Genomic DNA, 26,324 nt, shown 5'->3' with positions numbered 1-26,324 from the left:
TCGAGTAGCTTAAATTATTTTCAGTACCTCAACGTTCTTAGTTGCAACGTAGACTTGCCTTGATCCCCTCTTCTGATGGTTTACCAAACCGCTCCTTTCTAGGAGATCCAGGTGATATCTTACCGTTGAGTAATTTAATTCTAGTTTTTTAGCTAAACTGTATGCAGTAGTTGGTCTCATATATAATTCCTCTAGTATTTTTCTTCTTGTATCCCAACCTTTTCCACTCATTACCTCGTCTAATTTCCTCATCATAAGCATAACTTGGTGATGTATATCTTAATCCTAAGCATTAGAAAAGATATTAAATCCTATAGAACAGCATTAAAATACAAGAAAATCCCGTTAATTAAACTAGAGTATAAGATGAAATTAGAATGGATTTCTCTGAAAGTATTTTAAAAAGTTTAATACTAAAAAGCCTATAATAAGAATAATACCTATCAAATAAAAGTCGCCATGTAATGCTAACAACATGAGCATAAATAGTGTAATAGGAATGAAAGTCTTACTTAGAAACAGACCAAAACTAGAGAGAAGGATTGCACCAAATATAGCTAGAGGAAACACAAGTGATACCAGCAATAGGATGATTATCAAAATGAGAACCAGGAAACGGAAAATATCGCTTTTCTGTGAAATCACAACATTATTGTGCGTTAATGGAATTTAAAGATTTCAGTTCACTAAGCGAACGAGCACCCATGCTCAAGGCAACTTGAAGATCTCAGGGGGTAATCTCTTGTGTCTGGATCTCTCAACCATTGTTCGGATCCTTCTAACGAGGTTGAGGTTTACTCCTAGCTCTGAGGTTATCTCCAGGTCGCCCTTCCCCTTCTCTAGCAGGTAAAGTATGGGATCGACAACCTCATAGGACACGCCAAGTTCTCCCTCTGCAGTCTGACCTTCCCACAAGGCAGGCGAGCTAGGTTTACTGACGATCCTAGAGGGTAGCTTGAGGTATTCCCCCAGTTTCCTCACTTGAGTCTTAAATAGATCCCCTATGGGCAAGACATCCACTCCCCCATCACCATACTTTGTGAAATACCCCAGGAGGAGCTCAGATTTGTCCCCTGTTCCTATTACTAGGTAGTCCATCTTCTGCGCAAACGCGTAAAGAAGGATCATTCTAGTCCTGGCCTTTATGTTTCCCACGATGAGTTTGTCTCGGGTATTCACGACATTGGAAAAGTTTTCTACAATGTTATCAATTGAGATAATGGTTCTCTTGTCTTTTCCGTTTAGCATCTCGGTTAGGTGTAATGCGTCCTCGAGATCCTGTTGTGGGGTGCTATTTGAGGGCATAATTAGAAAGTAGAAGTTTTGAGTTGCCCTTGAAAGCAATGTGGCAGTGACGGCGGAGTCAATTCCACCGCTAACTCCTACTACTCCTCCTTTCTTTCCGGAATCGCGAATGTAGTCCCTAAGTTTGTTAACTAGATAATCCGTTACTTTACCGTAATCTAAATCCAGGTAATTCTTGAGAGTTGGATTTGATATCATGATTTGTTTATGACTAATGGATTTATTTATTCTTTTCCTAAATCCTGTTTTTCAAATGTGACTGAACAATAACCAAGGATCTCCCTTATTATTTCATTAACGTTGTCTAGAATGTAAAGGTGATTCCTGAGAAAATCTCTCCCGTCGGGAGTTACCTTGTAAAAGGTTTTTCCTTCCTTTGTATAGGACGTCAATAATCCGTTCCTCACCATCCTCTTAAGGGTGGTATACATTACTCCGTGGGGGATCTTCCTCTTGTGAAGTTTTTCAATGTGAAGTTTGATTTGATATCCGTACATGTCGCCATACCTGCAAAGAATATAGACCACGATGACTTGCAGTAGCCCTCGTATTATCATCATTTTCGGTGTTTCCTTGTAGGGCATACTACCACGTCACATAGTTTGCCACATTTAAAATTATAAACCTATTATATAGTTAAAAAGGAAGAACTTCTAAAAATTCATTTAACTCGGGTCATGTGAGTATCTTTGTGTATTTTACGCTTCCTGACACTAGGTTAAATGGGCTAGATGGGCGTGAAACCGTCAGGTTTTCAATGGACTTAGTTGAGTCTCTCGTGTTCAGGTAGGAACTTTGGGAGCAGTTAAGTACCGCCAGTTCCTTGACCAGGTTAATTAACTTGTAAAGTTAGCCAGTTCAAGGAATCATCAACAAAAATTGACGAGGACACATTGGAGGCAATGAGATAAAGATATCCTAAAGAAGAAACTATTAACAAAGCATATAAGGGTTGAGAGTAAAATAAATGTCAAAGATGCTAAATAAAAAATACGCGTCAGAGCTTAGTAGAGTCTCAACTTGGAGCTTGGACAAAAAATCGAGGTTGTAATGGACGTAAACGACACTTCCATAGTTCTTAGCAAACTAAGATCTTTCAGGGAGGTAACCCTCTACCCATTACCCACCACCCTTAAGGAAACGTTGGAAGTGGGTGGTGCACTGAGGGAGAGCGGGATCAGGACTTCCATTGAGGGATACCCTTTCTCGGTTGAACCTAGGGTTAGGAGGGAGGAAGCCATGGACTTGCCCAACGTTGCGTTAATCTGGGATCCCAGGGAGCCTACTTGGAACATGGATACAATGGTCAGCCTTGGTCAAGCCAACGAACCCAAGGAGGGCCAGTTCATAATAGGACGCGATTTCCCCATAACAGATCCTAGAACCGGAGTTTTGGCCTATTTCCTAAAGAAGACTACCTATGTTCAATTCAAGTATCAGAAGGAAACCTTGTCGGTGGGAGAGGTGAACGGAGAGATAAGGGACGAGGAATATTTGATTAGGCCCAACAAGTGGATGACCGACATGGCAGTTGTTAGGATCAAGGAGGTGGAGAAAAGAGAAGTAACGGTTAACTCGTGGGAGCTGTTCTGCAGACCCTTGGGTTCGGTTTTCGTGCCTGTGAATAAGCGGGAGATGTTCAACGTGATGATTGGCCTCAAGATGAGGAGTGGTCATTTTCCCCTGGATTGCATGAAGTACTTCGGTGAAGTCAGATGAAGGTGTATGTGACTGGTAGAAAAGGAGGAACTGGTAAGACCATCGTCGCACTTTATCTCATGTATAAGTTGAAGCTAATGGGATTCAGGGTTGAGTTCAAGGACCTTTCCGAGAACGGGATAGGAGGGACCTTCCTTAAGAAAATAGGATTCAGGAGAGATCCAAAACCTCACTACGTTATCTACGATATAAAGTCGTCAGCCATAGACGGCTCACAGGACATGACCATATTGGTCATAGAGTTCCCCTTCATTAGGCTCGAGACATGGAACTGGCCCAATAAGAAGATACTCGTGATAAATAAGGCCAACCCGTTCCCTGACAAGTTCATTCAACAACTGGAACAGATAAAGTCCCTAGTTCCGGAATTTGATCACGTTGTAGTTGTGCCCTTCAATGGGTTCCTCTTTAACGGGGAGTTATCAAGCGAACCAGTGTTGGACAAGCTTAGTTTAATAGTGTCAGGGAAGGCCAACGATAAGCTGGTGTTGCCCTTCGTTGAGGAGGCTGGTAGAACCATTCACTAACTCTCCCTCATTTTCACCATTGAGGGGAAATGCTCCATTAACTTCTTCACCTTCGGGCTGATTACATACCTGCAGTAGGGATAGTCCTTGTTTCTGTCGTAAAACCTGAAGTGGTAGTCCTCAGCCCTATAGAAAGCTGTGTAGGGAACCACCTCGGTCACGATCCTTCCATTGAACCTGGTCCTGTTTAGTTCGTCTATCACCTCGAGGGCAATCCTTCTTTGTTGTTCGTTGTGGTACAGAATTATGGATCTATACTGGCTACCGACGTCGTTTCCTTGCCTATCCTTGGTGGTGGGATCGTGTATTTCAAAGAAGATTTCAAGTAGTTCCCTGTAGGTGATCACGTTTGGATCAAACTCGATCTGAACAACCTCTGCATGACCCGTGGTATCAGAACACACCTGTTCGTAAGTGGGGTTGGGAACCCATCCGCCTGCGTAACCTGGTTCTACCTTCACAACCCCCTTGACCCTAGAGAACACCGCCTCGGTGCACCAGAAACATCCGCCTCCAAGAGTGGCTAACTCAGTCAATTCATTTCATGTTATGGCGATCCGTTTTAAAGACGTGTTCAGAATTCTCGTCGCCATAATCCAATTGAGAGGCCTAAAGTTCACGGGCCCTTCATCTAAAGGAGAGATCATCCTGACGTGCATTCGTCACCCTTCAGTAAAGACCAATCAAATCATTTGCACAGAATCAACTGTTAAATACCTTTAAAACATTATCCTATCCCGTATGTACGACAAATCAAGATCTAACAAGGTTTACGGTGGTTACGAAAAGGCACCCAATAGGGCCTTCCTTAAGGCAATGGGCCTAACGGACGATGATATTTCTAAACCGCTGGTGGGAGTTGCAGTGGCCTGGAATGAGGCCGGCCCTTGTAATATACATCTCCTAGGCCTGTCTCAGGTAGTGAAGGAGGGCATAAGGGAACTTGGCGGTACCCCCAGGACTTTCACGGCCCCTGTCCTAATAGATGGAATAGCCATGGGAAGCGAGAGCATGAAGTACTCTCTGGTGAGCAGGGAAGTGATTGCGAACACTGTGGAGTTAACTGTGAATGGGCACGGCTACGACGGGTTCGTGGCACTGGGCGGATGTGACAAGACCCAACCAGGCCTCATGATGTCAATGGCCAGACTGAATATACCCTCGGTTTACATGTATGGAGGAACTACCTTGCCAGGGAATTTCAGGGGTAGGGATATAGCGATTGGAGACGTGTATGAGGCAGTGGGAGCTTTCTCTGCTGGGAAGATAACCGCGGAAGATCTTAGGATCATGGAAGACAACGCTATTCCCGGGCCTGGAGCCTGTGGAGGGTTATACACAGCTAACACAATGGCTATGCTATCTGAGGCCCTCGGACTTTCACTTCCCGGAAGCTCAGCCCCTCCAGCAGTAAGCTCCGATAGAACCAAATTCGCCAAGGAGACAGGCAGAACGTTGATGAAGGTTATGGAGATTGGTCTCAAGCCTAGGGACATCCTAACCTTTGAGGCCTTTGAGAACGGGATTGCCCTACTCATGGCCAGTGGAGGTTCCACAAACGGAGTTCTCCACCTTTTGGCCATTGCCCATGAGGCAGGCGTGTCCCTAACCCTGGACGACTTTGATAGAATAAGCAAGAAGGTTCCAGAGATAGTTAACATGAAGCCTGGAGGGGACTACGTTATGGCTGACCTCTACAGGGTTGGAGGAACTCCCGTTATCCTGAAGAAGCTATTGGATCGCGGACTACTTCACGGTGACACTATCACGGTAACTGGAAAGACTATGGCCCAAAACTTGTCCGAGTACAAGATACCTGAGTTTAAACACGACCATATAGTCAGAGACCTCTCCAATCCCTTCCTTCCTTCAGGCGGAATAAGGATTCTGAAGGGTAGTTTAGCACCAGAAGGTTCTGTGGTGAAACTGTCCGCTTCAAAGATCAAGTACCATAGGGGACCGGCCAGGGTGTTCAACTCAGAGGAGGAGGCATTTGAGACAGTTCTGAAGAAGAAGATAAACGAGGGAGATGTCGTGGTAATAAGGTATGAGGGTCCAAAGGGAGGTCCAGGTATGAGGGAAATGCTTGCAGTCACTAGCGCAATAGTGGGACAGGGACTAGGAGAGAAGGTTGCCCTGGTCACTGACGGTAGGTTCTCGGGAGCAACCAGGGGTCTCATGGTAGGTCACGTAGCCCCTGAGGCGGCGGTCGGCGGTCCCATAGCGCTTATCAGGGATGGCGACACCATTGTGATAGATGGCGAGAAGGGTAGACTTGATGTGGAACTCTCAGACCAGGAACTTAAGAGTAGGGCCAAGGATTGGACACCCCCAGAACCTAGGTACAAGACCGGTCTCTTGGCGCAGTACGCCAAATTAGTTACCTCATCGGCGAGGGGAGCCGTTCTAGTTTAACCCTGCCCGTGGGTGCACTTAGCTGAACGAAGGGTTTAGTTAACTATTGAAAAGTCTTTTTTCCCTCAAAGACAAACTACTTTTATGAACATCACCAGGATAAAGATTTACTTTATACTACTAATAGTCAATGTCACGCTCCTCTTCGTTGTGGCTGCGCTTCCAAGCTCTCCACAGGTGGGCCAGCAGATAATGAACTCGCTTAACTCAACCGTTTCCCCCAGCCAAGGCCTAGTGGGAATGGGGACCTCCATTGCAGGACATAACTTCTTGCTCTCCCTGTTCATGTCCCTTCCCTTCGTCGGTATACCCGTGGGATTGTTCATCATGGCCGATACAGGTTACGCTTTCTCGGCTATAGGTTCCTTTGAGGGAATCCCTGGGGTATCGCTTCCAACGCTAGAGGCGTTTCTACCATTTTTCTGGATGGAATTCGCTTCCTATTCAGCAATGATGACCGAGAGTTACTTCATGACTAAGGCCATTCTCGACGGTAACTGGAGGAAGGAACTTCCCAATTACGCCCTTGTAATAGGGTTAGTGGCCGTTACCCTAATGGTTAGCGGATTCGTTGAGGCATTTTTTATTTCTATAGGAGTATAAACTGTAGAACTTATACGGTTAAAGTAAGTTTATATTCTACAAGTGTAGAATAGTTAGTGATACTTATGAGGAGAACGCTAAAGGCCGCAATTCTCGGGGCCACAGGTCTGGTTGGAATAGAATACGTGAGAATGTTAGCTGATCATCCCTACATCAAGCCAACATATCTTGCAGGAAAGGGTTCCGTGGGAAAGCCCTATGGCGAAATAGTTAGATGGCAAACAGTTGGGAACGTGCCCAAAGAGGTAGCCAACCAAGAGGTAAAACCAACGGATCCGAAGCTAATGGATGACGTTGACATAATTTTCTCTCCGCTACCGCAGGGCGCAGCGGGACCTGTCGAGGAGCAGTTCGCAAAGCTAGGCTTCAACGTGATCAGCAATTCTCCGGATCACAGGTTTGATATGGACGTTCCCATGATAATACCGGAGGTCAATCCGCATACCGTGACCTTAATTGACGAGCAAAGGAAGAGGAGGGACTGGAAGGGATTCATAGTTACCACTCCCTTATGCACGGCCCAGGGAGCTGCAATACCCCTAACGCCCATTTATCAGAACTTCAAGATGAGCGGTGTAATGATAACCACAATGCAATCCTTGTCAGGTGCTGGCTATCCGGGAATCGCTTCCCTGGATATTGTGGACAACGCTCTCCCCCTGGGAGATGGGTACGACGCCAAGACCGTGAAGGAGATAACAAGAATACTATCAGAGGTTAAGAGGAACGTTCAGGAGCCCGGCGTCAACGAGATAACCCTGGATGCTACTACCCATAGAATTGCAACAATTCACGGTCACTACGAGGTAGCATACGTAACCTTCAAGGAGGACACAGACGTTAGAAAGGTAATGGAGTCGATGGAGTCCTTCAAGGGAGAACCCCAGGACCTGAAGTTACCAACAGCACCAGAGAAGCCAATCATAGTTACGACACAGGACGCTAGACCACAGGTATTCTTCGATAGGTGGGCTGGAAATCCGCCCGGAATGAGCGTTGTTGTGGGAAGGCTAAAGCAGGTTAACCCAAGGACCATAAGGTTCGTTTCGCTAATCCATAACACAGTTAGGGGAGCAGCTGGAGGCGGTGTGCTGACAGCTGAGCTCTTAGTGGAGAAGGGCTACATAGACAAGAGATGAAGCTCTACTTTTTAATCCATGCGTTCTTTTTCTCTTGATAATCTTGGATTTTATCGAGCTTGCAGTTAGAGCTGGAATTGAGAAGGACAAGGCAGTGTACGTGTACAGGAGACTTAATGGCGGTTATTACATGAAAATCTACTACTCCAAGTCTCCCATACTCTATAACTTAATGAACTGGCCCAACCTCTATCTAAGAAGGAAGTTCTACCCAAAACTGGCTGAACCTGGCTACAGGGAGGCTGTACAACTACTGATTGGCCTGGATGTGATATCCATCATCGGAATGTCATCCATGATCTTGAACAGGCCTCTTCCCTTAGAATTAACTAGGGGGGATATAGAGGAGGCATTCTCAGCAATTAAGGACGATGCAATGGAGAATTCGATTTACCCTTTCCCTGAAGAGGGAGAAGTTAAAATAACTCAGGACTTCTTCCCCTTCATCACTGACCTTGTGAGGAAGAGAAAGGAGGACGACTCCAAGAACATTGTTGAGGTTCTGAACGACATAGCATACGAGAGTGAGGCCTTGGAGGAGGTAAGGAGGAAGTATCCGTGGGCAAAAACTGTTAACCGGGAGGACTCTCTCAAGGCCCTGGGTTTGGCGGGAAAATTGGAGGAATTCCTTAAGGCTGAGGAGTCAAGGCTTGTCATACTAATGGGCCAGAGGAACCTTCACATCGACAGACTCCTAGTGGAAAAGGGAATTTCTGGAACTGTGAAGTTACTTGGTCATCTTGAGGAACTGGATCCAGATTTCGTGGAGAGCGTCGAGAAAGTCAAGAAAATGGTGCTTGAGGTCTCCAACTACGTTTAGTGTTGGTCATAAGCTTAAAGAGTTATAGTTGTGAGTTACTTTAAAGTTCCCACATGAAGACTGTTCAACTCGCCCTAGTGGTGGATGCCAACGGTTCTCCTCTCTCTCCCGAGAAACAGCTGGCCGTGGCTATCTCTAAGGCCCTCTCCAAGAGGACCAGAGTTAACTCCATTACCCTAGTGGGCTGGCCCATCCTCCTGATGAGAATGGAGGATTCGGGCGGTTACCTTCTCTTTGACGAAACTGGGAGGATAGATAGCACGTTTAATAGGACAGTTCTAGCTGACTACGAGCATTACCTCAATTCCTTTTCAAAGATTACCTCCCCAGATGAATTTCTGAACCTGGTTAAAAGGATTCCCTGGACTGAGCCCAGGGGGAAGGAGAGCGTTAGGCTTAAGGGAGTAATAAGTGACGACATTACCTCGCTTTTAAAGAATCCTTCCATGTCCTTGCCTGTGTATATCCTTGAGAGAAGGATTACGGAGGATGTGGCTTCCCTAGAGGTTGAGGAGTGGAAGAGACTCCAGGAAATTGTAAACTCTGAGCTAAACAAGATAGATGAATACGTTAAGAGCTTCATTGCAATATCGGATACTTTCATCGGAAAAATAGCGGAGGAAAGGCGGAGGATAGAGTCCCTATACGACCAGGAAATAGAGAAAACTAAGGCGGAGATGGAACAACTACTGAAACAAAGGAAGCCGATTGCCTACGAGGAAGTTAAAAAGAAGGTATCTGAATTCGCTCCTAGGCTCTCGGAGATTTATGGGGTTATAGCCAAGACCCGATTGGATTTGGAGGGTGGATCCGTGTCCCAGAAGCAGATTTCCTCCCTTGAGTCTGCAAAGGATAAGCTAATGAAAGACCTTGAGGCTCAGGTGAATCAGGTCCTCGAGCCTTATAGGGCCGAGGTGAGAGTTTACAGGGAGAAGATAGACTCACTTGTTGCGAAGAAGAACCAAGAACTTGCTCAGGTGGATAGTAAACTGGAGGCCTCTAGGAAGATCGTGAATGAGGTTAAATCCGCGTTGGAAAGCGTAAAGGAGTTAAAGAAGAGGGAGCTTAATGAGTTATCTTCCCTAGCCAGAAGAACCATCTACATTGACGAGAAACTCGAGGTAATAATTCCTTTCCTTGTGGTAAAAGATGATTACGGCTTCACCCAGGTGGTTTCACCGCTCATGTATAGGGGGAGGAATAGGTCTTTGCTAGGGTTAGGTAGCAGATTGGATAACATGTACTCCATCATTGACGAGGAGAGGATGACCTCATTCTCAATTCCCAGCGTGGACCTACGGGACAACGTGAGGGGGCTCAGGCATGAGATAGAGAGGGGAATAGACTGGTTAGATGAGGAGGGCTGGAAGGTTAGGAAATTGTTTGAGGACTTCTATTTCTAGTCCGAACGAACCAGGGACATTTTTATTCCCGAGCAACACAATGAATACCGTGGATGCAAAAACTAGAGGAAAAACAAGAAAGATAAGAATGACCGAAAGTATTTCAGCCTTCAAGGAGGAGTTAAGGGCCATAACCTTTGAACCCATTTATGGAGATTCTGTAAAGGACATAATAACGAGGTTAACCACGAAGATCCAGGAGCTTTCAGAGAAATACGATTACGTGATCGAGTTTCCCAAGAAGGCAGAGGTTGAGACAGACGGCAACATATATTATTTCACCTACAACCTAAGGGTTAGAACCAAGGCGGGGGTAAAGAGGATTCAGGTGAGGGTCCAGTACATAATGTATGACCAAGAAGGATGGGTTGGAATGATCACTGAGATCTCTTGAAATCTATGAGAGGTTTTACTTGGCTAGTTCTTCTCCTTTGGTTCGTGAGGATGTGGTAAAGAGTTATCTTAATTCCTGACAAAGGCTTCCGACATGCTATTTTCTTCTCCATACATACACAGCTAGGACGAGGCCAAACGCGAGGATTACCAACGCTACCATAGCTGTTCCGCTTTGAGAAGATGTTGATGTAACGTTCTTCGTAACTGTGGAGGGAATTACGACACTGTGGTGACCCACACTGGTGGTCAGGATTTGAACAGGAGTTATTGCGGTGTTATTGAGGAGGGTGCTGTTGGTTAGCGTGTAATGGAAGACCTGGCTATTTATCAAGCTTACTGTTGCATTCACGGCAGTTAGATTGTAGATAACCGAGTTTACCAGGGTTGCGTTATGGTTTATTATGGTGGCGTTAAGTATGTAAAGGTTGTACCCGGAGGTCCCATTAAAGGTCGGAGTTAGAACGTAGGGTAGGAGAACGAAGTTAGTGTAGGGTTGAGGCGTTACCGTAAGCGTGCTGTAGTCAAGCGAAGACTTAAGGGCAGTGGGATGCCCGTCATAGGTTACCCCGTCGATATATATCTGCCAGGAACCTGCCAGTCCATAGGGTGATAGACCCAATCCGTTGGAACCCCCACCTGAGGGAAGGTTGAAGTAACCTATCCACGACCCGTTCCTGTATTCCAGGGGAACTGCGTTGGAGATCGCAAGTGTATCGAAGGAGCCCTGCATATACGAGGGAATAACGATGGCTGTGAAGGTGCCGTACTTCACAGGAGTTCCGTTGGGATAGGTTACGGAGGCGTTTATAACCAGCGTGGAGTTCTGGAGCATGGTCTCCTGTAGACCGCTCAGCGTAACCTGCACAGGGGAAGGGGAAACGTAAATTTGCGTCAAGCCAATCCCAGACGCCGTGTAATTGCTGAAATTGTAACTGGCATACGCCACGACGTCGTAGTACCCGGCGGGTATTCCCTTGGGCAGGGAGATCTCCTGAACGTAGAACTGTCCCAGCGATGTCTCCACGGAGTTTACGGTTGTGTTAAAGTAGGACACTCCGTCCTTAACGAAGCTCACCGTTATATTGGGCGAACCCAGGGTCTCCGCGAACACAGCAAGTGTAAAGTTCTCGCCTGGGGTAACCACTAGCGGTTCTGTGGCTATCCCAGGAACTATGTAGGGGACAACATAAATTCCTGCAACTATCTCGTCGAACCCATAAGTACCTGGGACCTTAACGAGGTATATTCCGCTCACCATGGAGGAATTCAACGGGAAGGTTCCAAACACGTAATCGGATGCGTTAGTTATGGTAATCCCGTACTGGCTGAAGTTGAGGACAAGAGGATGGCTAAGCTGTATCGTGGAGATCAGTCTCTCCTGTCCCGTCTCAGGGTTATAGCTGTATAGGTTTGCAGAAAATTGGGAGTTGGGATGTGCAGTAGTCCCGTTGGGATATGTCAAGTGAACCAGGACCGGCAAGTTTCCTGGGCTCGGGTAGAGTGCTACCTGTGGAAGGAGGTACTGAGCCTGTAGACCTACGGTGAAATAGGAACCCGACACCAGGTTGCCCTGTGTCACTATTACTTCCTCGACTCCCGATCCTGTAGCCTGGAAGTGACCAACCCAGTAAGTCCCGTTGTACGTGAGGGGAACCTGTCCCACGATTGCAGATCCATTGTAGATTTGAGCCACCGGTTGAGGTGATGGGGGTGCCTTCACCACAACATTAACCTCCTGACCATCTAGGTAGGTGGTGTTCTGGACAGCCACAGATATCCCATTCCCTGGCTCTATCATGGACACGAAGTAACCTGCGTTTATGTAACCTAGCCCAGTAACAGGGTTTGGAGTTCCATTCACGATGTATGGGGTGTTATATCCGTACTCAACTGGAGAAATGGCCTTAGTACCGTTCAGTGAGTAGATCAGTGGGTTTATGAAGCCAAGTTTGCCGTGAACTTGAACAGCTAGAGCTAGAATTCCAGCTACTAGAGGTGAGGCAACTGAGGTCCCCCCTACCAGTTCAGAGATATTGTAATAGTATGTGACTGGAACTCCCGTATACGGATTGGCGTCAGCAGCCACGTCTGGTACCATCCTAAAACCGTGAGAGCCCTGATACCACGGACTGGGGAATATCACGCTGTATCCACCAGTGGACGCCCCGAACAAGCTTTCGCCACTCCATGCAGTCTGCTTGACGCTTCCATTGGAGTAGTACACCGATGTGCCTCCAACAGCGAGCACATAGGGGTCAGAGGCGGGGAGCACCAGGTTACCAAGGGGAGAAAGGTAGAAATTATACCCGTTCCCTCCCGCGTCACCGCTACTGGCCACGAACGTGATTCCCTCAACCTCGCCTAACCAATACTCGTAGGTGAGGGATTGTACCATGGACAGGGGTATCAATCCTAGGGCCACATATAACTCAGGGATGCCAAAGCTCTGTGAAACCACTGAGACCTGATCCTGTTGGTCTATGTAAGCAATGACCTGCGGAAGGGAGGCGTTGGGGTTAGCTACGTACAGTATTATTCCAGCGCCTGGAGCTAGCACGTGGGCGTACTCCACGTCAAGTGAAATCTCAAGTGCCCATCCGCTGGAGATCCCGTCATTTGGGTTATAGGCCCCTATGCTCTCGACCTTAAAGAACGGGGGGTTACTTATGTTATAGTTCGAGTCAAACTCCTGCAGTTGTTGCTGAATGTAGGGATCCCCATAGAAGTCCACTATCCCAATGGTTACGTTAGTCCCGTTTATTCCCTTATGAAGGAGGGGGGTTACATTGTAGGCATACCTAAGTTGTGATGGAGTTACCTGGGAGAACGCGACAGCCTGGGTCACATTGATGAGAGTGCTTGGCCTCTGAAGGAGCGAGGTAGTAACGTTGGTTGAAAACACCAATGCGTTGGAAACTAGGGGCGAGCTTACGTCAACGTACTGATAAAAGGTTAGGTTGTGAAACTTTTCAACGTAAAAGGAGCCACCTAACGCCTTCTCGAACTGAGAAACTGTGCCCGTTGCGGTGATAACGTTCAGTGATACGCTGGTGGCAATCCCGTACCCGTGTAGGTAGTTTACTAGCTGTTGTATTTTCTCGGTTGGGACAAAGAGTGACTCAACCTGATCCTTGGTGAGTACCTTGTGTTCCTGTACGTATAACTGGAGTAACGCCAAGTTCTGCGGTTTTTCGACTATCGACACGGTAACCAGTTGAGAGGGAGGAAGGGTTGATACCTGATCCTGTCCCATGTGAAACAGCGGTATTCCTTGGCTTAAGATAAGTGCTATGAGCAGAAGTTCCTTAATCATAGGTTCTCCATGAACGTGTAATATCAAAAACTTTTTCGTGATAGTTTTTGATTTTTAGGCCTGCCCTATCTTGAGACTCTTTTAATATTTATCTTTAAATATTAACATTTCCTCTTAACTTAGGATCGTAATATGCCAACTTACTACCCAGTAAGAAGAATGGGCATTACCCTAGACGAACAGAACTTCATTCTAAGGAGACTAGCACAGCTCAAGGTAGAAGGGGAAGTGCTAGACGTGGGGTGCGGTAACTCGCTCATTCCCATTCAGTTGTCTAAGGCTTGGAACAGAAAGATAGTTGCCCTTGATATATGGGACGAATTCCCCCTTGAGACGGCAATCAAAAACGCTAAGGAGGAGGGGGCTGACGTGGAGTTCCTAAAGATAGAGAGGCCGACCCTGAAGTTACCGTTTCCTGATTCTTCTTTCTCCTTCGTCTACTCCGTGATGTTCGTTTATAACCTTAGGAAACATGAGAGGGAGGCCCTCTTTACCGAGATCAGGAGGGTGTTAAGAGACGGGGGATTGTTCCTCCTCGTGGACCCGGTCATAGTGAGGAGGGAGAGGACGGAGCTAAAGGGCTTCAAGGAGGTCTCCTACAGGGAGGAGAACGCACTCTTCTACTACCTAGCTAGAAAGGAGTGAGCTGTTTTAACTCCCCGGTTAATGTCCGAACCCCTCATCATCCAAAAAGTTAAAAGTTGTTCGAACTACCTAACTTTCATGTCGCATGTCCCGGACGATGGTGAAAAAATCTCGTTCCAAAACGGGAGATGGATAGTTCCCAACAAACCTGTCATTCTCTATATCGAGGGAGACGGTATAGGACCCGAGATTGTGACCTCTGCGAGACAAGTAGTGGACAAGGCTGTGGAAAAGGCCTATGGCTCCAAGAGGGAGATCAAGTGGGTTGAGGTACTAGCTGGCGATAAGGCCTTCGCGAAGACAGGGGATAGGTTTCCCAAGGAGACCCAGGAGATGCTCCTGAACTACAGGGTAGTGGTTAAGGGTCCCCTCGAGACTCCCATTGGAAAGGGATGGAAATCCGTGAACGTGGCCATCAGGCTCATGCTGGACCTTTACGCAAACATTAGGCCGGTGAAGTATATAGATGGACTCGAGTCTCCGCTAAAGGAACCAAACAAGGTGGACATGATCATTTTCAGGGAAAACACAGACGACCTATATAGGGGTATAGAGTACACATACGACAGCGAGGAGGCCAAGAAGATAAGGTCATTCCTTAAGAACGAGTTACACGTTGATGTAGAGGACGATACTGGAATTGGTATCAAGGTAATAAGCAAGTTCAAGACCGAGAGGATCACGAGGATGGCCATGAATTACGCCATTGAACACGGAAGGAGAAAGTTAACCATAATGCACAAGGGGAACGTGCTCAAGTACACTGAGGGAGCTTTTAGGGATTGGGCCTACGACCTTATCAAGAGAGAGTACAGGGACAAGGTAGTGACGGAGGAGGAAATCATGAAGGACTACAACGGTAAAGCTCCTGAGGGAAAAATAGTGGTGAATGACAGGATAGCTGACAACATGTTCCAACAGATTATCACGAGACCAGATGAGTACGACGTCATTCTAGCTCCCAACCTTAATGGAGATTACATATCCGACGCGGCCGGAGCTCTTATAGGAAACATTGGTATGCTTGGCGGGGCCAACATAGGCGACTCGGGTGGAATGTTTGAGGCAATACACGGCACTGCCCCCAAGTACGCAGGAAAGAACATGGCGAATCCCACGGGAATAATTAAGGGATGCGAACTTATGTTAAGATTCATGGGGTGGAACGAGGCTGCAGATCTAGTGGAGAAGTCCGTGTTGAGGGCCGTCTCCGCCAAGAGGGTTACTCAGGATCTTGCTAGGTTTATGGGAGTTAAGGCCTTGAGTACCACTGAGTTCACAAAGGAACTTATCAATATCATGGACACCCTCTAATCTATGCCTAGGGCTAGAGATATTCTGTCCAAGACTTTTCTTATTCTTCTCTCCTCCTCCTTGAGCATTGAGAGCTCCCTCTTTAGCTCTGAGGCCCTCTCCACCTGTTCCTTGATCTTGGTGGCCTCCCTCCCCAAATACCTGCTCTTTAGCTTCCCTTCCTCCCAGTACCTAAGGTAGTAATACACGTTGCCGTTGATGATCTTGGACTCAAGGTGACCGTTTGGTAACGCGTTCAATTCCGCCTCTATATTTTTCCTCCGTTCCTCCAGTTGCAGTAGCCTGTCCTCAAGTTCCTTAACTCGTTTCCACATCGGACCCTTCGTCGTACTCATAACCCATCTCTTCCGCTAGGTTCTCGTCAAGTGCTTTCATTATCTTTTCCTTGTCATGAACCTCCACGTACTTCCTTATTCCCCCTGCCCTTCCCCTGTTCATGATCTTTATCTTCACTATTCCAAACATATCAAGCTCCGACACAATGTCCGAGAACCTCCTGTAGGATAGGGGCTTCTGCTTGAGCTTGTCGCAATACTTAGAGTAAACCTTGTGCGCCGTGACCACATCCTCCGTCGTAACTATGGCCCTTAATGCGAGCTTATAGTGGAAGGGGAGCGACTTGACGGCCTCAAACAACCTCTCCTGCTCATACTCTACGATGGCCTTATCCACATGCTCCTTCTTAATGAAACCTATCCCTGAGGCTAATTGGGCCGATCTGAAGAGAAGATTGACCGCCTTTCTCGCATCCCCATGTTCCCTCGCCGATATAGCAGCAATATAGGAGAGGATCTCGTCATTGAAAGTTCCGTCAATCAAGCCATACTCCGCATACTTCGCGAGGATCTCCTTTAGCTGTACAGCGTCATAGGGCTTGAAAATGACCGACGGACCTAGCGACGATAAAACCCTGGGCTCCATGTAATCCCTGACGTTGATATCGTTACTGATCATGATCACTGACACGTCCGCGTCTGCCCTCAACAGCTGATAGAGCACAATATCTCCTCCCCTTCTTTTCACGAGGGTATCAACCTCGTCGAGGTAGATGATGGCCTTCTTTCCTCTTAGGACGCTCTTTATCTTGTCAATATACTCGCCCAGATTAACTCCGTGTCTTGGAACGAGGCTATTTGTGAGCTTTTCAGCTATCACTGAAAGGACCGCTTGAGGGGTTCCCCCAACCTCCCTTGAGTTCAGGTAAACCTGTTTTACCCCACTGTAATCTGGATCCTCCTTCTTGACCTCCTCAATCTCGTTATAGATGTACTTGACCACAAAGGTTTTCCCGGTCCCAGTTAAACCTAGAAATAGGTTCGAAAACTTAACGTCGTTCTTCACGAAGTACCTGACCGCTATCGCGGTCTCCCTAATTATATCCTCCCTAAAAGGGATATCCGTGAAGACAGACAGGGGGTCAATGAAGACCTTAGGGTTCTTAATTACCTCACCCTTACCCCCCTTTAGTGCCTCTCTGATCACAGAGTTTCCTAAGTTTCCATAGTTAAATTGAGTTTCACTTTGTGGCATAGTATTATCGCGTTTAAGTGTCACGATGTTATTACCGTGCAAAACAGGGATGAAGGCTTTACAGTATATGTGCAGTGTTTCCATTATCTGCTTACCCTAATCGTGAATTTAACGTGTAGAGAGACTGCGAGTGTGCAGAGTTTCTTCCGTTTATTCAATTCACCCCTAACGATCAGTTTTAGTTATAAATTAGCCAAACACGTGAAGTAGAAGAACAAGAACTTTCTCTTGAGAAACATTGCATTTTCACAGTGACAGTCACACATTCAAATAATACCATTCTCGATGGTATTATCCTTGAACGTATAGAAAACTATCGTTCAGTTAATTACTCGCTTGTGGAATTTTAGGGAATATCAAGGAATGAAACATTGCATCTATACTGTAACTCCGTTCAATACTAAGACATAAGAACTTCCGGTGCTATAGACGGACATGCCTAGACTCTCTGTCCAAGAAATAGATCAGGCCCTTAAGGGTTTACGTAACTGGAGATTTGAGAACGGGGAATTGGTCAAGGAATTCAAGTTCGCGGACTTCGATTCATCCATCAGGTTCTTGAACATGGTTCAGCCAGTTGCTGACTCCCTAGATCATCACCCTGACCTTTGCGTGTATTATAACAGGGTAATAGTTCACCTTACTACCCATGATGAGGGCGGGGTCACAGATCTGGATCTAAAACTGGCCCAAAAGCTGGATGAGCTCGAGAAGATGGTGCATTAACCGGGGGGTTAAACCCCTCAGCACTTAAAGGACTCGTCACCAATAGGCCTGGGAAGTAATCATCATAGGCCCGTGCTAACACAGCCGGACTTCCATCTTCTGCTTAGGCCTTTCAAAATGATATTTTTATACTCTTCTGTGGGATTCCCCTCCCCCTTGTCTAGATCAGCCACATATGCCACAGCAAAGTATTCCCTTTCCTGTTCATCCACCACCTTCAAGGTTCTCCTCACGTATCTTATGAGATGGCCCTCTGCCTTATCCAGCGTGTTAAGGTAATCCTCTAGAAGCGTGTAAACATAACCGCACACTTTCCCATTTGGATCCTCCCTAAGATTAGCGCACAGGCCGTACTTACACGGTACATTGAATACCATCCTATAACCCTTGAGTATCCCATTAACCTCCCTAAGTATCTCCTTAACTCCCCTCTCACTTAGTACGTCATAGTTTGTGTTCTCGGCGTAGGCAAATAGATTCGTTATGACCGGCATCCCTATCCAGCGGGAGTAATCCCCCGATGGGATGAGCTCCCTATCCTTGATGCTTTGATTGTACCTGTATATGTATACCCCATCTAGTCTGTGGAGCCTCTTCTCGTCAAAGTAAACTGTCGTCTTTTCCCTAATGTATAGGTCGTCCTCCTCTCCCTTATAGTCCTCAACTTGATCCAGAACGTTAAGTGTGGCCCTATCGATCTCATAAACTTCACCCCATATTCTGCCTTCACCCTTCACCACGCCTGGGTAACCGCCCAGATCATACATGTCGTAATTCTCCGCGTAGCCAAGGCCAACAAACCTAGCTTTCCTCAGGTAATGATGAAGTTCAAACCCATACCTTAGGCTCCCGTAGGCCATGATGTACATGTTCATCCCTCAAGGAATTGGAACCAGAGTTCCAACTCATCTAGCTTGATCTCCCTTAAAACCTCACCATTTTCCTTTACCTCTCCCCCAAGTATCTCGTATCCGTCCTCCACTTTCCTCAGCCTAATCTCCATCGTCCTCACAATGTCAGCGCTTTCACCAGAGGCCTCCTCCACAGAAGGAGGATAGTACACAAGATGGATCTCTCCATCGCTCTCCACTATCTTGTACTTTCCAGAGTCCTCTAGCCTCCTCACTGTTTCAAACGATAGTTTCATTGATATTCTTCTTGACTAGAAGCTTTAAATCCCTCATGTCCTCTACAACCACAGTTTCATCCTTCTTAATGTCCTCGAGTGCTACCGCCTCCCAGTACTCGCCCTCTACGAGGACATAGCCCATCTTTCCCTTGGGAATGTCCTCTATCGCCTTTCCTATCTTACCCTTGTAAGTGTAAAGGTTCCTCTTCCTCGTCTTTGCAATCACGTAGACTATCCTGTAGGAGAGGAACCCTATGATAGCCACGGAGGGCACAACCACGATGGGATCGTAGATGTACCCTGTGAGAATCAACGCTATAATTAGAACAAGGATAATTATAACCGGAATTACATAACCATGAGCCACAAAAATTTTATTGATGTCGGGCATTATAAAACATGTTCATGTATTACGTTTCCGTGAGTATTTTACTGCTTCTAGCTCTCTCCTTGATCTCACCCCTTGAACTAGTGACCACAGCACAGACAGGAATCTCTTTTCCCGTGGGAATCAGCTTCTTCTCGCTCTTCTCCACCTATTACACGCCATACGTAATGGGAGTCATGAACCTTTCATCCCTTCAAATTGGGAGGTCCTACATATCCGGTCAGCCCTTTGAGTACGGAAATGCATCCCTCCAGCTCAACGCTATGTTGAACGGTACTTATTGGGCCCAGGACGTTATGCTTTTCCACGAAATCAATAACAGGACCTTCCAGGTTTACATGGTGATTAACTTCTGGAACCTCACAGGTCCCTTCGTCTCCCTGGTTCAAAACACAACCACCTTCGACGGCCTTGGGGTTTACTGTTATCAGGGACCAACCTTCAACATCACTTTACCAGTCTCGCTGTCCCTATTCATGAATTCCTCCCAGCATCTTCAGTTCGGGTACTCAATTAACGGGGTAAAGAGGGTGTACCTGACCTTGCCCTTCCACGGCCTGTTCAAGTTAGGTGGCCTCTCCGTGAACGGACTTCCCAACGATCTAGAGATGGTATGGGGTGGCCCAGATGGAGGAAGCGTTGTGGACATGATAGCCCAGGGATCCGAGGAGCTCTACTTCCTTCAGGGTAACAACTTAACCATAGTTCCCTCTGCGCTCTCTGTGGGGCTAGACACCGCCGAGTCGGCCTACGGGGTGGCCTCGTCCACAAATCTGGAAAACATCAAGAAACCTTTCGCTGACATTAACCGGGGAGTTAATACTCCATCTGTTCTTTGGCCCGTTCCACCAAATATAAACGTTACACAGGTGAACAGTACCGTTCACGTGAAGCTATACTATGGAAATTACACCTTCTCGGGGCAGGAAGTTGAGATAAAGGTGTTGAAAGGTCTGAACTTAGTCACCCTAAGTCGTGGTGTAACCAACTCCTCTGGAGAGGTTACCTTCACCAATGTTACCCAATCATTTTATGAAGTGTATTTTCCTGGAAATTACTCCCTCTCGCAGTCCTATGCCCTGTCATCCCCTCAATTGAACCACTTGATTAACGTGACAACGTCCACCTTCGACTCCCTGGTTCATTTCCTTGAGACTTACAACTTTAAGAAGGCTCTAAGTTCTGACTTCAATCACATCAAGTATCACGGGGAAACCTCCGTGAACTACCTCCTGCTAGAGGTGATAGGGGGACTGACAGCGGGAATTCTGATATCAGCGTTCCTGGTTAGGAAGTACACTTAATCGTAGAAAATATTTGAAACCAATGTTTTTAACTTTGTAACTCCCATATATCACATGTCTCTGATAGCAGACGTAGTTGGAATAGTCTTTCTCCTGATTATTATCCTGATCTTCGTTGCTCTCTCCTTCAGGATAGTCAGGGAATGGGAAAGGGCAGTTGTCCTTAGGCTAGGTAGAATCCTCGCAATGAAGGGGCCAGGGATAATTTTCCTGATACCCTTCGTGGATAAGCCAATAGTTGTGGATCTTAGGGTTAGAACTGTGGATATTCCACCGCAGACCACAATTACGCGGGATAACGTTACCGTATCCATAGACGCGGTGGTTTACTACAAAGTTGTGGACCCCATGAAGGCTGTCTCCATGGTTGCCAACTACAATATGGCAGTCCTAAACATTTCCCAGACCTCCTTGAGGGATATAATAGGACAAATGGAGTTAGACGAGGTCCTGAGCAAGAGGGAGGAAATAAACAAAAAGTTACAAGAAATATTAGATTCCTATACCGAGGCTTGGGGAGTCAAGGTCACAGCTGTCACCGTGAGGGACATAAAGCTGTCCCCAGACCTGTTAACAGCGATTGCCAAGCAGGCTGAGGCAGAGAGGTTAAGGAGGGCCAAGGTCATTCTCAGCGAGGGTGAGAGACAGGCCTCCACGATATTGGCAGAGGCCTCGAAGTCTTATCAGAGTAATCCCATGGCCCTTCAGCTGAGGTTCCTTGAAACCCTGTCAGACATATCTCAGAGGGGAGGACTGATAGTGGTTGTCCCGGCAGAGAAGGAGATATATCCAACTCTCTCGACTTCGCTTGCCCTAGTAAACAGCCTTAAAAAAATGGAGAGCGGTACCAGTAAGGGAGGAAGTTGACTAGCGTCACGATCTTGGGAGTAGGCCCTGGCGACCCGGAACTGCTCACCCTCAAGGCATTGAACAGGTTAAGGGAATGTGATATCGTTTTTTACACAGGTTCCCTGATTAGTGAGGACGTGAAGAAACTTTTTCAGGATAAGACAACTTACGATACAGCTACCATGACCATGGAGGAGATAGTCAGGAAAGTGAAGGAGGAAGTTGAACAGGGTAAGAAGGTGTGCATAGCCCACGACGGCGATCCCTCAATTTACGGGGCCATCAGCGAGGAGATCTCCTTTCTGGAGAGGGAGGGAATAAACGCCGAGATAATACCTGGGATAAGTTCCTTTCAACTCTCTGCATCCCTCCTTGGGATAGAGCTAACGTGCCCTGGAGGTCCTCAGTCAATCATAATCACGCGATTGCCGTATAGAACGTCATATGAGAGACGGATGGTCCTGGACAGGAACTCGACCGTGGTCATATTCCTGTCAATCCACTTGATAAACCTGGTTCAGGAGGAGCTACTCAAGGTGTTTCCTCCCGACCAACCGGTTGCAGTGGTGTATAGGGCAGGTTGGAGAGACCAGTTAATCCTTCGCGGTAAACTTGAGGAGCTAGAACGAATGGTCAAGGAGAGTAGGATAACGAAGACTGCACTTATCGTGGTGAGCGAATGCCTTAGGTTCCGTGGGGACAGGAGAAGCAACCTCTACTCCCCGGACTTCGTTCACTCATATAGGGGATCGAAATGAACCTTTACGGAGTTGGAGTAGGCCCTGGCGACCCGGAACTGCTCACCCTCAAGGCCCTCAGGCTGATCAGGGAGGCAGACCTGGTAGTGATTCCCACTTCCTCAAAGAGGTTAACCCTTAACGCTGTTTTACCACATGTGCAGGGAAAGGACGTATTACAGTTTCCACTACCCGTCAGAAGGGACAGGTCTGCCTACCAGAGCTTGCTGGACCAGATCAAGTCCTACAATAACGTGGTATACGTAACCTTGGGGGATCCGGCCTTCTACAGCTCCCTGTATAGGCTTGGTCAGTTCACCGAGATTAGGGATGTGGTACCTGGAATAACTTCGTTTTCGTGGTGTTCCGCCCTTCACAAAGTCCCTATTGCACTGGGGAAGGAGAAGGTCTTAATATCACCTGAGCCAGTAAGCGAGTTCAAGGCCGACACACTGGTACTCATGAAGGGCGAGGCAGACTCACCCATAAGGTGCGGAAACGGCTACTTCACAGTCTCCATAAAAAGGTTAAGTTAGTGCAGACATTGTCACGTATTCGTCCAGGTCAAGTGTTGACCTATAATATCTCACATACATCATTCCAGACTCCTCTAATTGTCTATACCCCCACTACCAATAAAAGGGTTTGCAAGGGGGACCTATAGACAATAATCTATAGAGGATCAGGGCGAGAGCTCAACATCACTGTTCAGCCGGTTTTGCTTCTCCTCATTTCCTGATCTTCTCAAGGAGAAGGTTCACAATGTATTTTGCGGGATTTAGGGAGGTTGCAGTCTGGAACCCCTTCCACATGGGAGCTCCATTCACCTCCAGCACCTTGTAACCTCCCTCCAGATCCTCCACTATGTCTACACCCGAGTAGTCCAGTCCCAGTGCCTTAGTGGCCTTTACGCTAATTTCCTCGATCTCCCTGAGATCTGCTGAGGATATTGCCTGCACCAGTGCGCCCTGTGCGACGTTTGTTTTCCAGTTTTCTTGGGATATCCTGTAGATGCTCCCCAACAGTCTATCACCGACCACGAAGGCCCTGATGTCCCTATTGGGCTTTTTCACGTATTTTTGAACGTAAACAGGCTGATTTACTGACAGGATAGACTTAGCTACCCTGAAGGCTATATCAGGGTCTGATACCTTCACGGATCCCAAACCTAAGCTCCCCACAAGGGGCTTTATCACGACCTCTCCCCATTCCTCCACAAGTCTCATGACCTCAAAGGGATCCTCAACTAGAGCCGTGTAGGGAACGGGAATTCCGGCCTTGTGGAGCCTTGAAATGCTCGCGTACTTGTCCCTAGCCAGCAACATTGACCCCACATTATTCATGGTAATAACCCCACGGCTCTCTATTTCCCTAAGCACGTCCACTCTCCTTATCATCTGCTCTATGGTTGTGAGGAAGCCCAGGTTCCTGATAAGGGCCCCATCTAATTCCAGTTTCTTTCCAGCGTAGGATATTCCAAGGTCTCCACCGATGGACGAATTTATCCTGGAAACCCTAATGTAGTAGGCCGTATGACCCCTCGCCTTTATTTCCAGTAGCAGTTGTTTGGAGGCTTCAGTAACCTTCTGTGATTCATGAACAACCGCTATTTTTGCCAAATTTCTCTCCTGAAGGGGGTAATCCTAAAATATTTTATTCTTTATTCCGGCTTCCCCCATGAGACCGAAGGCCAAAAAGTCAGGGAGAGCAACAAGCTGGTCTAGGTAATCGTGCTTAACTGGAAGCGATCTTAGGAGAGTCTCGTAATGTTCCTTGTATTCCCTATACTTCATCCTAACGAAGGACTCGAACTTCCCCGAGGTCAAGGAAAATAGTTGCCTCGCGCTCCCCACTAGCTTGTCCTTGTCCTGCGTAACGCAATCCACGTAATCGTCTATTAGCTGGTATATTATACCCAGGTCCTTACCAGCCTCCATGAGAGTATCAAGGAACTCGCTCCTTCCTGAAGAAAAGGAGGAGAGCATTGTTGGAAGTTTAAAGAGGGAGGCAGTCTTGAGTTCAATGGTCCTCACGTAGTCCTCGTCTTTTCCGTACATATCCTTAAGGGCTCCCACCGCAGTGTCTTTCCACAGATCCACGCTGATCCTCAGGGCCTTATCTCCGTAGCCCGAGATTATGCTCAGGGCCGTGGGAATAAGGTAATTGGACACGAATATTACCTTCCTGTTCGTGTAGACTGCCCAAGCAGCCTTCATTCCTCTCCTTATTTCGTCATAATCCACTATGTCATCCAGGGCTAGGGAGGCGGAGTGGAGAATTTCAGTTGCGAGGGCACCAGGATAAGCATCCTTCTCCTCCCCTCCTAGGGCTCCATTGAAGAGAAACATGAGAGTTCCTCTGAATCTTTTACCATCCCTCATTATGTACTTCGACATCTCCATGGTTTCCCATTCCTTCGACTCGTCGAGGAATTTCTCCACAAGCTCGTCAATGACGGCCCTGCTCCTAAACCAGAATTCCATCAGGTCCAATCTCGATCAGCTTCCTTTAGTTCTTATCTTAAAAATGTAAGACATTATACTTAAATATATGGGAGCCGTTAGCGGGTCAGTGTCAAGGAGGACCTCCTTCACCCTCTTGCCTTGATTTCTCAACTGGTACGCCACTCTTTTCCCAATCAAGGAGTCAACACCAGTATATACTACGTTAGAGTCGGAAAAGTCCTTTTCGTAAAATGGTTTTACTTTCTTTCCCAGGTTTTGTTTCAGCAGGGTTATGGAAGGTAGAAGCACAGGAGAGATAACCAGATCCAGGGAGGGATCCACATCCTGGAGCTTGCTAGATATCCAATCCTTCAGGTCAGACGTATCAAGCTCCTCTGAAATATGCTTAGATCTAGGCGAAGAAAACTTGGTTAGCCAGGATAGGGTTGAAAGGGCAAGGTTGACCTCGCATAGATCCCCCTCGAATACCTGAGTCCTTAAGGGAAACTTCTTGCCCCCACAGGTCAGGAGAGTTCCTCTGATACCGAGGGTCTTAACCACGTTCTCAAGGTCCTTCAGCTCAGCCTCATCGTTCACGAAGAACACGACCTCGCTGTCCTCGGTGTAGGGAGAGTCAAGGAAGGTGAAGTCGTACACCCCCAGGAGCTTCACAGGCTCTCCTGAAAACGCCACGTATCCCCTGGCCAGGGTGAACGCTGGTAGCTCCATCCCGTACCCGTAAACTATCGTGGAGAAGGTAGGCAAGGAGATTTTGGGGGGCCTAAGAAGGCCTATCACACTAGAGCTGTCTTCAGGGAGTGACAACAGGAACACTCTCTCTCGTCAGGCTTCTCAGGAAGCGACCTTATTACTTCCCTTAGCAGGGCCTTCGCCTTAGCCGTGTTCTCCGACATTACCTTGGTAACCTCCTCGGCTGTCACAGGAACCTCCGCGAACACGTCGTAATCCGTGATCATTGCTATTGTGGAGTAACACATCTCTGCCTCACAAGCTAGATTAACTTCAGGGACGAGGGTCATACCAATTATGTCTGCCTTGAAAACATCCTTCCAGACCAAGCTTTCGGCCCTCGTTGAGAATCTAGGTCCCTCGATGCAGATGTAAGTTCCCTTGGGATGCGTTGTTATGTTCAGTCTCTTGGCGCTCTCTATAATCACTTTCCTAAGGGAGTTGCAGAACGGCTCTGCCATGGATACGTGGGCCACAACTGGACCGTCATAGAAGGTGTATTCCCTTCTCTTGGTCATGTCAATGAACTGATCCGGTATGACGAATTCGCCCGGCTTATATCCCAGGTTAAGGCTCCCCACTGCTGAGACTGAAATTACCCATTTTACCCCTAGTTCCTTCAACGCCCATATGTTCGCCCTGTAGTTAATCTTGTGCGGAGGGATCCTGTGCCTTCTCCCATGCCTTGGGAGGAACGCGACTACCTTCCCCTCCAGTTCCCCCAACGTGATCAAATCGCTGGGCTCTCCATACGGCGTGTAAACCTTGATCTCCCTCGTGTTTGAGAAGATTCCGGGATCGTATAGGCCCGACCCTCCTATTACTGCAATCTGTGCCCTATTTTCCGAGCTCATCGGACATAAAAAGC

General features: G+C 47.3%; 29 protein-coding genes. 15 read left to right on the top strand and 14 right to left on the bottom strand.

Annotation, left to right across the window (positions count from 1 at the left end; translation table 11 throughout):
- Positions 1 to 9: 9 nt before the first annotated feature.
- From MSED_RS03650 to MSED_RS03635, 3 genes are all read right to left on the bottom strand, one after another.
- The gene (locus tag MSED_RS03650) at positions 10 to 255 is read right to left on the bottom strand and encodes an ArsR/SmtB family transcription factor (RefSeq protein WP_012020679.1); all 246 of its coding nucleotides are present in this window, start codon (positions 253 to 255) and stop codon (positions 10 to 12) included.
- A gap of 453 nt (positions 256 to 708) precedes the next feature.
- Complete coding sequence (locus tag MSED_RS03640) at positions 709 to 1,503, bottom strand: NAD+ synthase (protein WP_012020678.1); 795 nt, start codon at positions 1,501 to 1,503, stop codon at positions 709 to 711.
- 26 nt (positions 1,504 to 1,529) lie between these two features.
- Positions 1,530 to 1,889: a PadR family transcriptional regulator gene (locus tag MSED_RS03635; RefSeq protein ID WP_012020677.1), complete on the bottom strand. Its 360-nt coding sequence runs from the start codon at positions 1,887 to 1,889 to the stop codon at positions 1,530 to 1,532.
- 436 nt (positions 1,890 to 2,325) lie between these two features.
- Here MSED_RS03635 and MSED_RS03630 point away from each other — a divergent pair, with 436 nt between their 5' ends.
- Both MSED_RS03630 and MSED_RS03625 read left to right on the top strand, forming a co-directional pair.
- Positions 2,326 to 3,024: a hypothetical protein gene (locus MSED_RS03630; RefSeq protein ID WP_048059995.1), complete on the top strand. Its 699-nt coding sequence runs from the start codon at positions 2,326 to 2,328 to the stop codon at positions 3,022 to 3,024.
- Positions 3,021 to 3,551: a hypothetical protein gene (locus MSED_RS03625; protein WP_012020675.1), complete on the top strand. Its 531-nt coding sequence runs from the start codon at positions 3,021 to 3,023 to the stop codon at positions 3,549 to 3,551. The genes MSED_RS03630 and MSED_RS03625 overlap by 4 nt, the downstream gene beginning before the upstream one ends.
- Here the strand turns inward: MSED_RS03625 and msrA are convergent.
- Positions 3,548 to 4,087: a peptide-methionine (S)-S-oxide reductase MsrA gene (msrA, locus tag MSED_RS03620; protein WP_012020674.1), complete on the bottom strand. Its 540-nt coding sequence runs from the start codon at positions 4,085 to 4,087 to the stop codon at positions 3,548 to 3,550. The genes MSED_RS03625 and msrA overlap by 4 nt on opposite strands.
- Before the next feature lie 205 nt (positions 4,088 to 4,292).
- Here msrA and ilvD point away from each other — a divergent pair, with 205 nt between their 5' ends.
- The 6 genes from ilvD to MSED_RS03590 all read left to right on the top strand — a co-directional run bounded on the left by ilvD (position 4,293) and on the right by MSED_RS03590 (position 10,325).
- On the top strand, positions 4,293 to 5,966 hold the full coding sequence (gene ilvD / locus MSED_RS03615) for a dihydroxy-acid dehydratase (RefSeq protein ID WP_012020673.1): 1,674 nt from the start codon (positions 4,293 to 4,295) through the stop codon (positions 5,964 to 5,966).
- Between the two features lie 84 nt (positions 5,967 to 6,050).
- Complete coding sequence (locus MSED_RS03610) at positions 6,051 to 6,569, top strand: hypothetical protein (protein WP_012020672.1); 519 nt, start codon at positions 6,051 to 6,053, stop codon at positions 6,567 to 6,569.
- Positions 6,570 to 6,634: 65 nt separating this feature from the next.
- The gene (gene asd / locus MSED_RS03605; RefSeq protein WP_012020671.1) at positions 6,635 to 7,708 is read left to right on the top strand and encodes an aspartate-semialdehyde dehydrogenase; all 1,074 of its coding nucleotides are present in this window, start codon (positions 6,635 to 6,637) and stop codon (positions 7,706 to 7,708) included.
- Positions 7,709 to 7,742: 34 nt separating this feature from the next.
- Entirely contained in the window at positions 7,743 to 8,528 is a 786-nt protein-coding gene (locus tag MSED_RS03600) for a hypothetical protein (protein ID WP_012020670.1), read from the top strand.
- Positions 8,529 to 8,581: 53 nt separating this feature from the next.
- Positions 8,582 to 9,931, top strand: a complete 1,350-nt coding sequence (locus MSED_RS03595; protein ID WP_012020669.1) for a coiled-coil domain-containing protein — start codon at positions 8,582 to 8,584, stop codon at positions 9,929 to 9,931.
- Positions 9,932 to 9,971: 40 nt separating this feature from the next.
- Positions 9,972 to 10,325, top strand: coding sequence for a hypothetical protein (locus MSED_RS03590; RefSeq protein ID WP_012020668.1), 354 nt, complete (start codon positions 9,972 to 9,974; stop codon positions 10,323 to 10,325).
- A gap of 96 nt (positions 10,326 to 10,421) precedes the next feature.
- Here the strand turns inward: MSED_RS03590 and MSED_RS03585 are convergent, their stop codons facing one another.
- Entirely contained in the window at positions 10,422 to 13,640 is a 3,219-nt protein-coding gene (locus MSED_RS03585; RefSeq protein ID WP_012020667.1) for a S53 family peptidase, read from the bottom strand.
- A gap of 132 nt (positions 13,641 to 13,772) precedes the next feature.
- On the opposite strand from MSED_RS03585, the gene MSED_RS03580 reads away from it, so the two are divergent.
- Positions 13,773 to 14,285 (top strand): class I SAM-dependent methyltransferase, encoded by a 513-nt coding sequence (locus MSED_RS03580; protein ID WP_012020666.1) that lies wholly within the window; start codon positions 13,773 to 13,775, stop codon positions 14,283 to 14,285.
- Positions 14,286 to 14,363: 78 nt separating this feature from the next.
- The gene (locus MSED_RS03575; protein WP_048059994.1) at positions 14,364 to 15,599 is read left to right on the top strand and encodes an NADP-dependent isocitrate dehydrogenase; all 1,236 of its coding nucleotides are present in this window, start codon (positions 14,364 to 14,366) and stop codon (positions 15,597 to 15,599) included.
- Here MSED_RS03575 and MSED_RS03570 read toward each other — a convergent pair.
- Positions 15,596 to 15,934, bottom strand: a complete 339-nt coding sequence (locus tag MSED_RS03570; protein ID WP_144418734.1) for a hypothetical protein — start codon at positions 15,932 to 15,934, stop codon at positions 15,596 to 15,598. The genes MSED_RS03575 and MSED_RS03570 overlap by 4 nt on opposite strands.
- The gene (locus tag MSED_RS03565; protein ID WP_012020663.1) at positions 15,897 to 17,129 is read right to left on the bottom strand and encodes a Cdc6/Cdc18 family protein; all 1,233 of its coding nucleotides are present in this window, start codon (positions 17,127 to 17,129) and stop codon (positions 15,897 to 15,899) included. The genes MSED_RS03570 and MSED_RS03565 overlap by 38 nt, the downstream gene beginning before the upstream one ends.
- Before the next feature lie 435 nt (positions 17,130 to 17,564).
- Here MSED_RS03565 and MSED_RS03560 point away from each other — a divergent pair, with 435 nt between their 5' ends.
- A complete protein-coding gene (locus MSED_RS03560; RefSeq protein WP_012020662.1) occupies positions 17,565 to 17,855 on the top strand; it encodes a 4a-hydroxytetrahydrobiopterin dehydratase in 291 nt (96 codons plus the stop codon).
- 62 nt (positions 17,856 to 17,917) lie between these two features.
- Here MSED_RS03560 and MSED_RS03555 read toward each other — a convergent pair whose 3' ends face one another.
- Genes MSED_RS03555 through MSED_RS03545 form a run of 3 tightly spaced genes read right to left on the bottom strand, consistent with a single transcriptional unit; the run spans position 17,918 to position 19,351 of the window.
- On the bottom strand, positions 17,918 to 18,724 hold the full coding sequence (locus MSED_RS03555; RefSeq protein ID WP_012020661.1) for a gamma-glutamylcyclotransferase: 807 nt from the start codon (positions 18,722 to 18,724) through the stop codon (positions 17,918 to 17,920).
- 2 nt (positions 18,725 to 18,726) lie between these two features.
- Positions 18,727 to 19,002, bottom strand: a complete 276-nt coding sequence (locus MSED_RS03550) for a hypothetical protein (protein ID WP_012020660.1) — start codon at positions 19,000 to 19,002, stop codon at positions 18,727 to 18,729.
- Positions 18,986 to 19,351: an NfeD family protein gene (locus tag MSED_RS03545; RefSeq protein WP_048060259.1), complete on the bottom strand. Its 366-nt coding sequence runs from the start codon at positions 19,349 to 19,351 to the stop codon at positions 18,986 to 18,988. The genes MSED_RS03550 and MSED_RS03545 overlap by 17 nt, the downstream gene beginning before the upstream one ends.
- A gap of 32 nt (positions 19,352 to 19,383) precedes the next feature.
- Here MSED_RS03545 and MSED_RS03540 point away from each other — a divergent pair, with 32 nt between their 5' ends.
- From MSED_RS03540 to MSED_RS03525, 4 genes are read left to right on the top strand one after another with little or no spacing between them, the layout of a single operon-like run.
- Positions 19,384 to 20,676, top strand: a complete 1,293-nt coding sequence (locus tag MSED_RS03540; RefSeq protein ID WP_012020658.1) for a thermopsin family protease — start codon at positions 19,384 to 19,386, stop codon at positions 20,674 to 20,676.
- A gap of 54 nt (positions 20,677 to 20,730) precedes the next feature.
- Complete coding sequence (locus MSED_RS03535; protein WP_012020657.1) at positions 20,731 to 21,543, top strand: slipin family protein; 813 nt, start codon at positions 20,731 to 20,733, stop codon at positions 21,541 to 21,543.
- The gene (locus tag MSED_RS03530) at positions 21,540 to 22,283 is read left to right on the top strand and encodes a cobalt-precorrin-4/precorrin-4 C(11)-methyltransferase (RefSeq protein ID WP_012020656.1); all 744 of its coding nucleotides are present in this window, start codon (positions 21,540 to 21,542) and stop codon (positions 22,281 to 22,283) included. Before MSED_RS03535 ends, MSED_RS03530 begins: the two co-directional genes overlap by 4 nt.
- Positions 22,280 to 22,798 (top strand): SAM-dependent methyltransferase, encoded by a 519-nt coding sequence (locus MSED_RS03525; protein ID WP_012020655.1) that lies wholly within the window; start codon positions 22,280 to 22,282, stop codon positions 22,796 to 22,798. The genes MSED_RS03530 and MSED_RS03525 overlap by 4 nt, the downstream gene beginning before the upstream one ends.
- Positions 22,799 to 22,990: 192 nt before the next feature.
- Here MSED_RS03525 and MSED_RS03520 read toward each other — a convergent pair whose 3' ends face one another.
- Genes MSED_RS03520 through MSED_RS03505 form a run of 4 tightly spaced genes read right to left on the bottom strand, consistent with a single transcriptional unit; the run spans position 22,991 to position 26,310 of the window.
- Entirely contained in the window at positions 22,991 to 23,881 is an 891-nt protein-coding gene (locus tag MSED_RS03520; RefSeq protein WP_012020654.1) for a RimK family alpha-L-glutamate ligase, read from the bottom strand.
- A gap of 24 nt (positions 23,882 to 23,905) precedes the next feature.
- Entirely contained in the window at positions 23,906 to 24,754 is an 849-nt protein-coding gene (gene gdS-2, locus MSED_RS03515; RefSeq protein WP_048059993.1) for a hexaprenyl pyrophosphate synthase, read from the bottom strand.
- Positions 24,755 to 24,760: 6 nt separating this feature from the next.
- Positions 24,761 to 25,531 carry a hypothetical protein gene (locus MSED_RS03510; protein ID WP_144418733.1) on the bottom strand — a complete coding sequence of 257 codons (771 nt, stop codon included), beginning with the start codon at positions 25,529 to 25,531 and terminating at the stop codon, positions 24,761 to 24,763.
- Positions 25,501 to 26,310: an S-methyl-5'-thioadenosine phosphorylase gene (locus MSED_RS03505; protein WP_012020651.1), complete on the bottom strand. Its 810-nt coding sequence runs from the start codon at positions 26,308 to 26,310 to the stop codon at positions 25,501 to 25,503. Before MSED_RS03505 ends, MSED_RS03510 begins: the two co-directional genes overlap by 31 nt.
- Positions 26,311 to 26,324: the final 14 nt, after the last annotated feature.

This window comes from Metallosphaera sedula DSM 5348, from assembly GCF_000016605.1.
GTDB classification, from domain to species: Archaea; Thermoproteota; Thermoprotei_A; order Sulfolobales; family Sulfolobaceae; genus Metallosphaera; species Metallosphaera sedula.
The sequence above is the reverse complement of the archived record's forward strand: the minus strand, read 5'-3'. Positions and strand labels throughout refer to the sequence as shown.

Bases quoted from the DNA above. Each gene is read 5' to 3' on its own strand.
- MSED_RS03650 (WP_012020679.1), bottom strand. From the start codon at position 255: ATGATGAGGAAATTAGACGAGGTAATGAGTGGAAAAGGTTGGGATACA.
- MSED_RS03595 (WP_012020669.1), top strand. From the start codon at position 8,582: ATGAAGACTGTTCAACTCGCCCTAGTGGTGGATGCCAACGGTTCTCCT.
- MSED_RS03580 (WP_012020666.1), top strand. From the start codon at position 13,773: ATGCCAACTTACTACCCAGTAAGAAGAATGGGCATTACCCTAGACGAA.
- MSED_RS03525 (WP_012020655.1), top strand. From the start codon at position 22,280: ATGAACCTTTACGGAGTTGGAGTAGGCCCTGGCGACCCGGAACTGCTC.
- MSED_RS03560 (WP_012020662.1), top strand. From the start codon at position 17,565: ATGCCTAGACTCTCTGTCCAAGAAATAGATCAGGCCCTTAAGGGTTTA.
- MSED_RS03535 (WP_012020657.1), top strand. From the start codon at position 20,731: ATGTCTCTGATAGCAGACGTAGTTGGAATAGTCTTTCTCCTGATTATT.
- MSED_RS03640 (WP_012020678.1), bottom strand. From the start codon at position 1,503: ATGATATCAAATCCAACTCTCAAGAATTACCTGGATTTAGATTACGGT.
- MSED_RS03585 (WP_012020667.1), bottom strand. From the start codon at position 13,640: ATGATTAAGGAACTTCTGCTCATAGCACTTATCTTAAGCCAAGGAATA.
- MSED_RS03625 (WP_012020675.1), top strand. From the start codon at position 3,021: ATGAAGGTGTATGTGACTGGTAGAAAAGGAGGAACTGGTAAGACCATC.
- MSED_RS03505 (WP_012020651.1), bottom strand. From the start codon at position 26,310: ATGAGCTCGGAAAATAGGGCACAGATTGCAGTAATAGGAGGGTCGGGC.
- MSED_RS03635 (WP_012020677.1), bottom strand. From the start codon at position 1,889: ATGCCCTACAAGGAAACACCGAAAATGATGATAATACGAGGGCTACTG.
- MSED_RS03590 (WP_012020668.1), top strand. From the start codon at position 9,972: ATGAATACCGTGGATGCAAAAACTAGAGGAAAAACAAGAAAGATAAGA.
- MSED_RS03610 (WP_012020672.1), top strand. From the start codon at position 6,051: ATGAACATCACCAGGATAAAGATTTACTTTATACTACTAATAGTCAAT.
- ilvD (WP_012020673.1), top strand. From the start codon at position 4,293: ATGTACGACAAATCAAGATCTAACAAGGTTTACGGTGGTTACGAAAAG.
- MSED_RS03565 (WP_012020663.1), bottom strand. From the start codon at position 17,129: ATGCCACAAAGTGAAACTCAATTTAACTATGGAAACTTAGGAAACTCT.
- asd (WP_012020671.1), top strand. From the start codon at position 6,635: ATGAGGAGAACGCTAAAGGCCGCAATTCTCGGGGCCACAGGTCTGGTT.
- MSED_RS03540 (WP_012020658.1), top strand. From the start codon at position 19,384: ATGTTCATGTATTACGTTTCCGTGAGTATTTTACTGCTTCTAGCTCTC.
- MSED_RS03570 (WP_144418734.1), bottom strand. From the start codon at position 15,934: ATGAGTACGACGAAGGGTCCGATGTGGAAACGAGTTAAGGAACTTGAG.
- MSED_RS03550 (WP_012020660.1), bottom strand. From the start codon at position 19,002: ATGAAACTATCGTTTGAAACAGTGAGGAGGCTAGAGGACTCTGGAAAG.
- MSED_RS03555 (WP_012020661.1), bottom strand. From the start codon at position 18,724: ATGTACATCATGGCCTACGGGAGCCTAAGGTATGGGTTTGAACTTCAT.
- MSED_RS03575 (WP_048059994.1), top strand. From the start codon at position 14,364: ATGTCGCATGTCCCGGACGATGGTGAAAAAATCTCGTTCCAAAACGGG.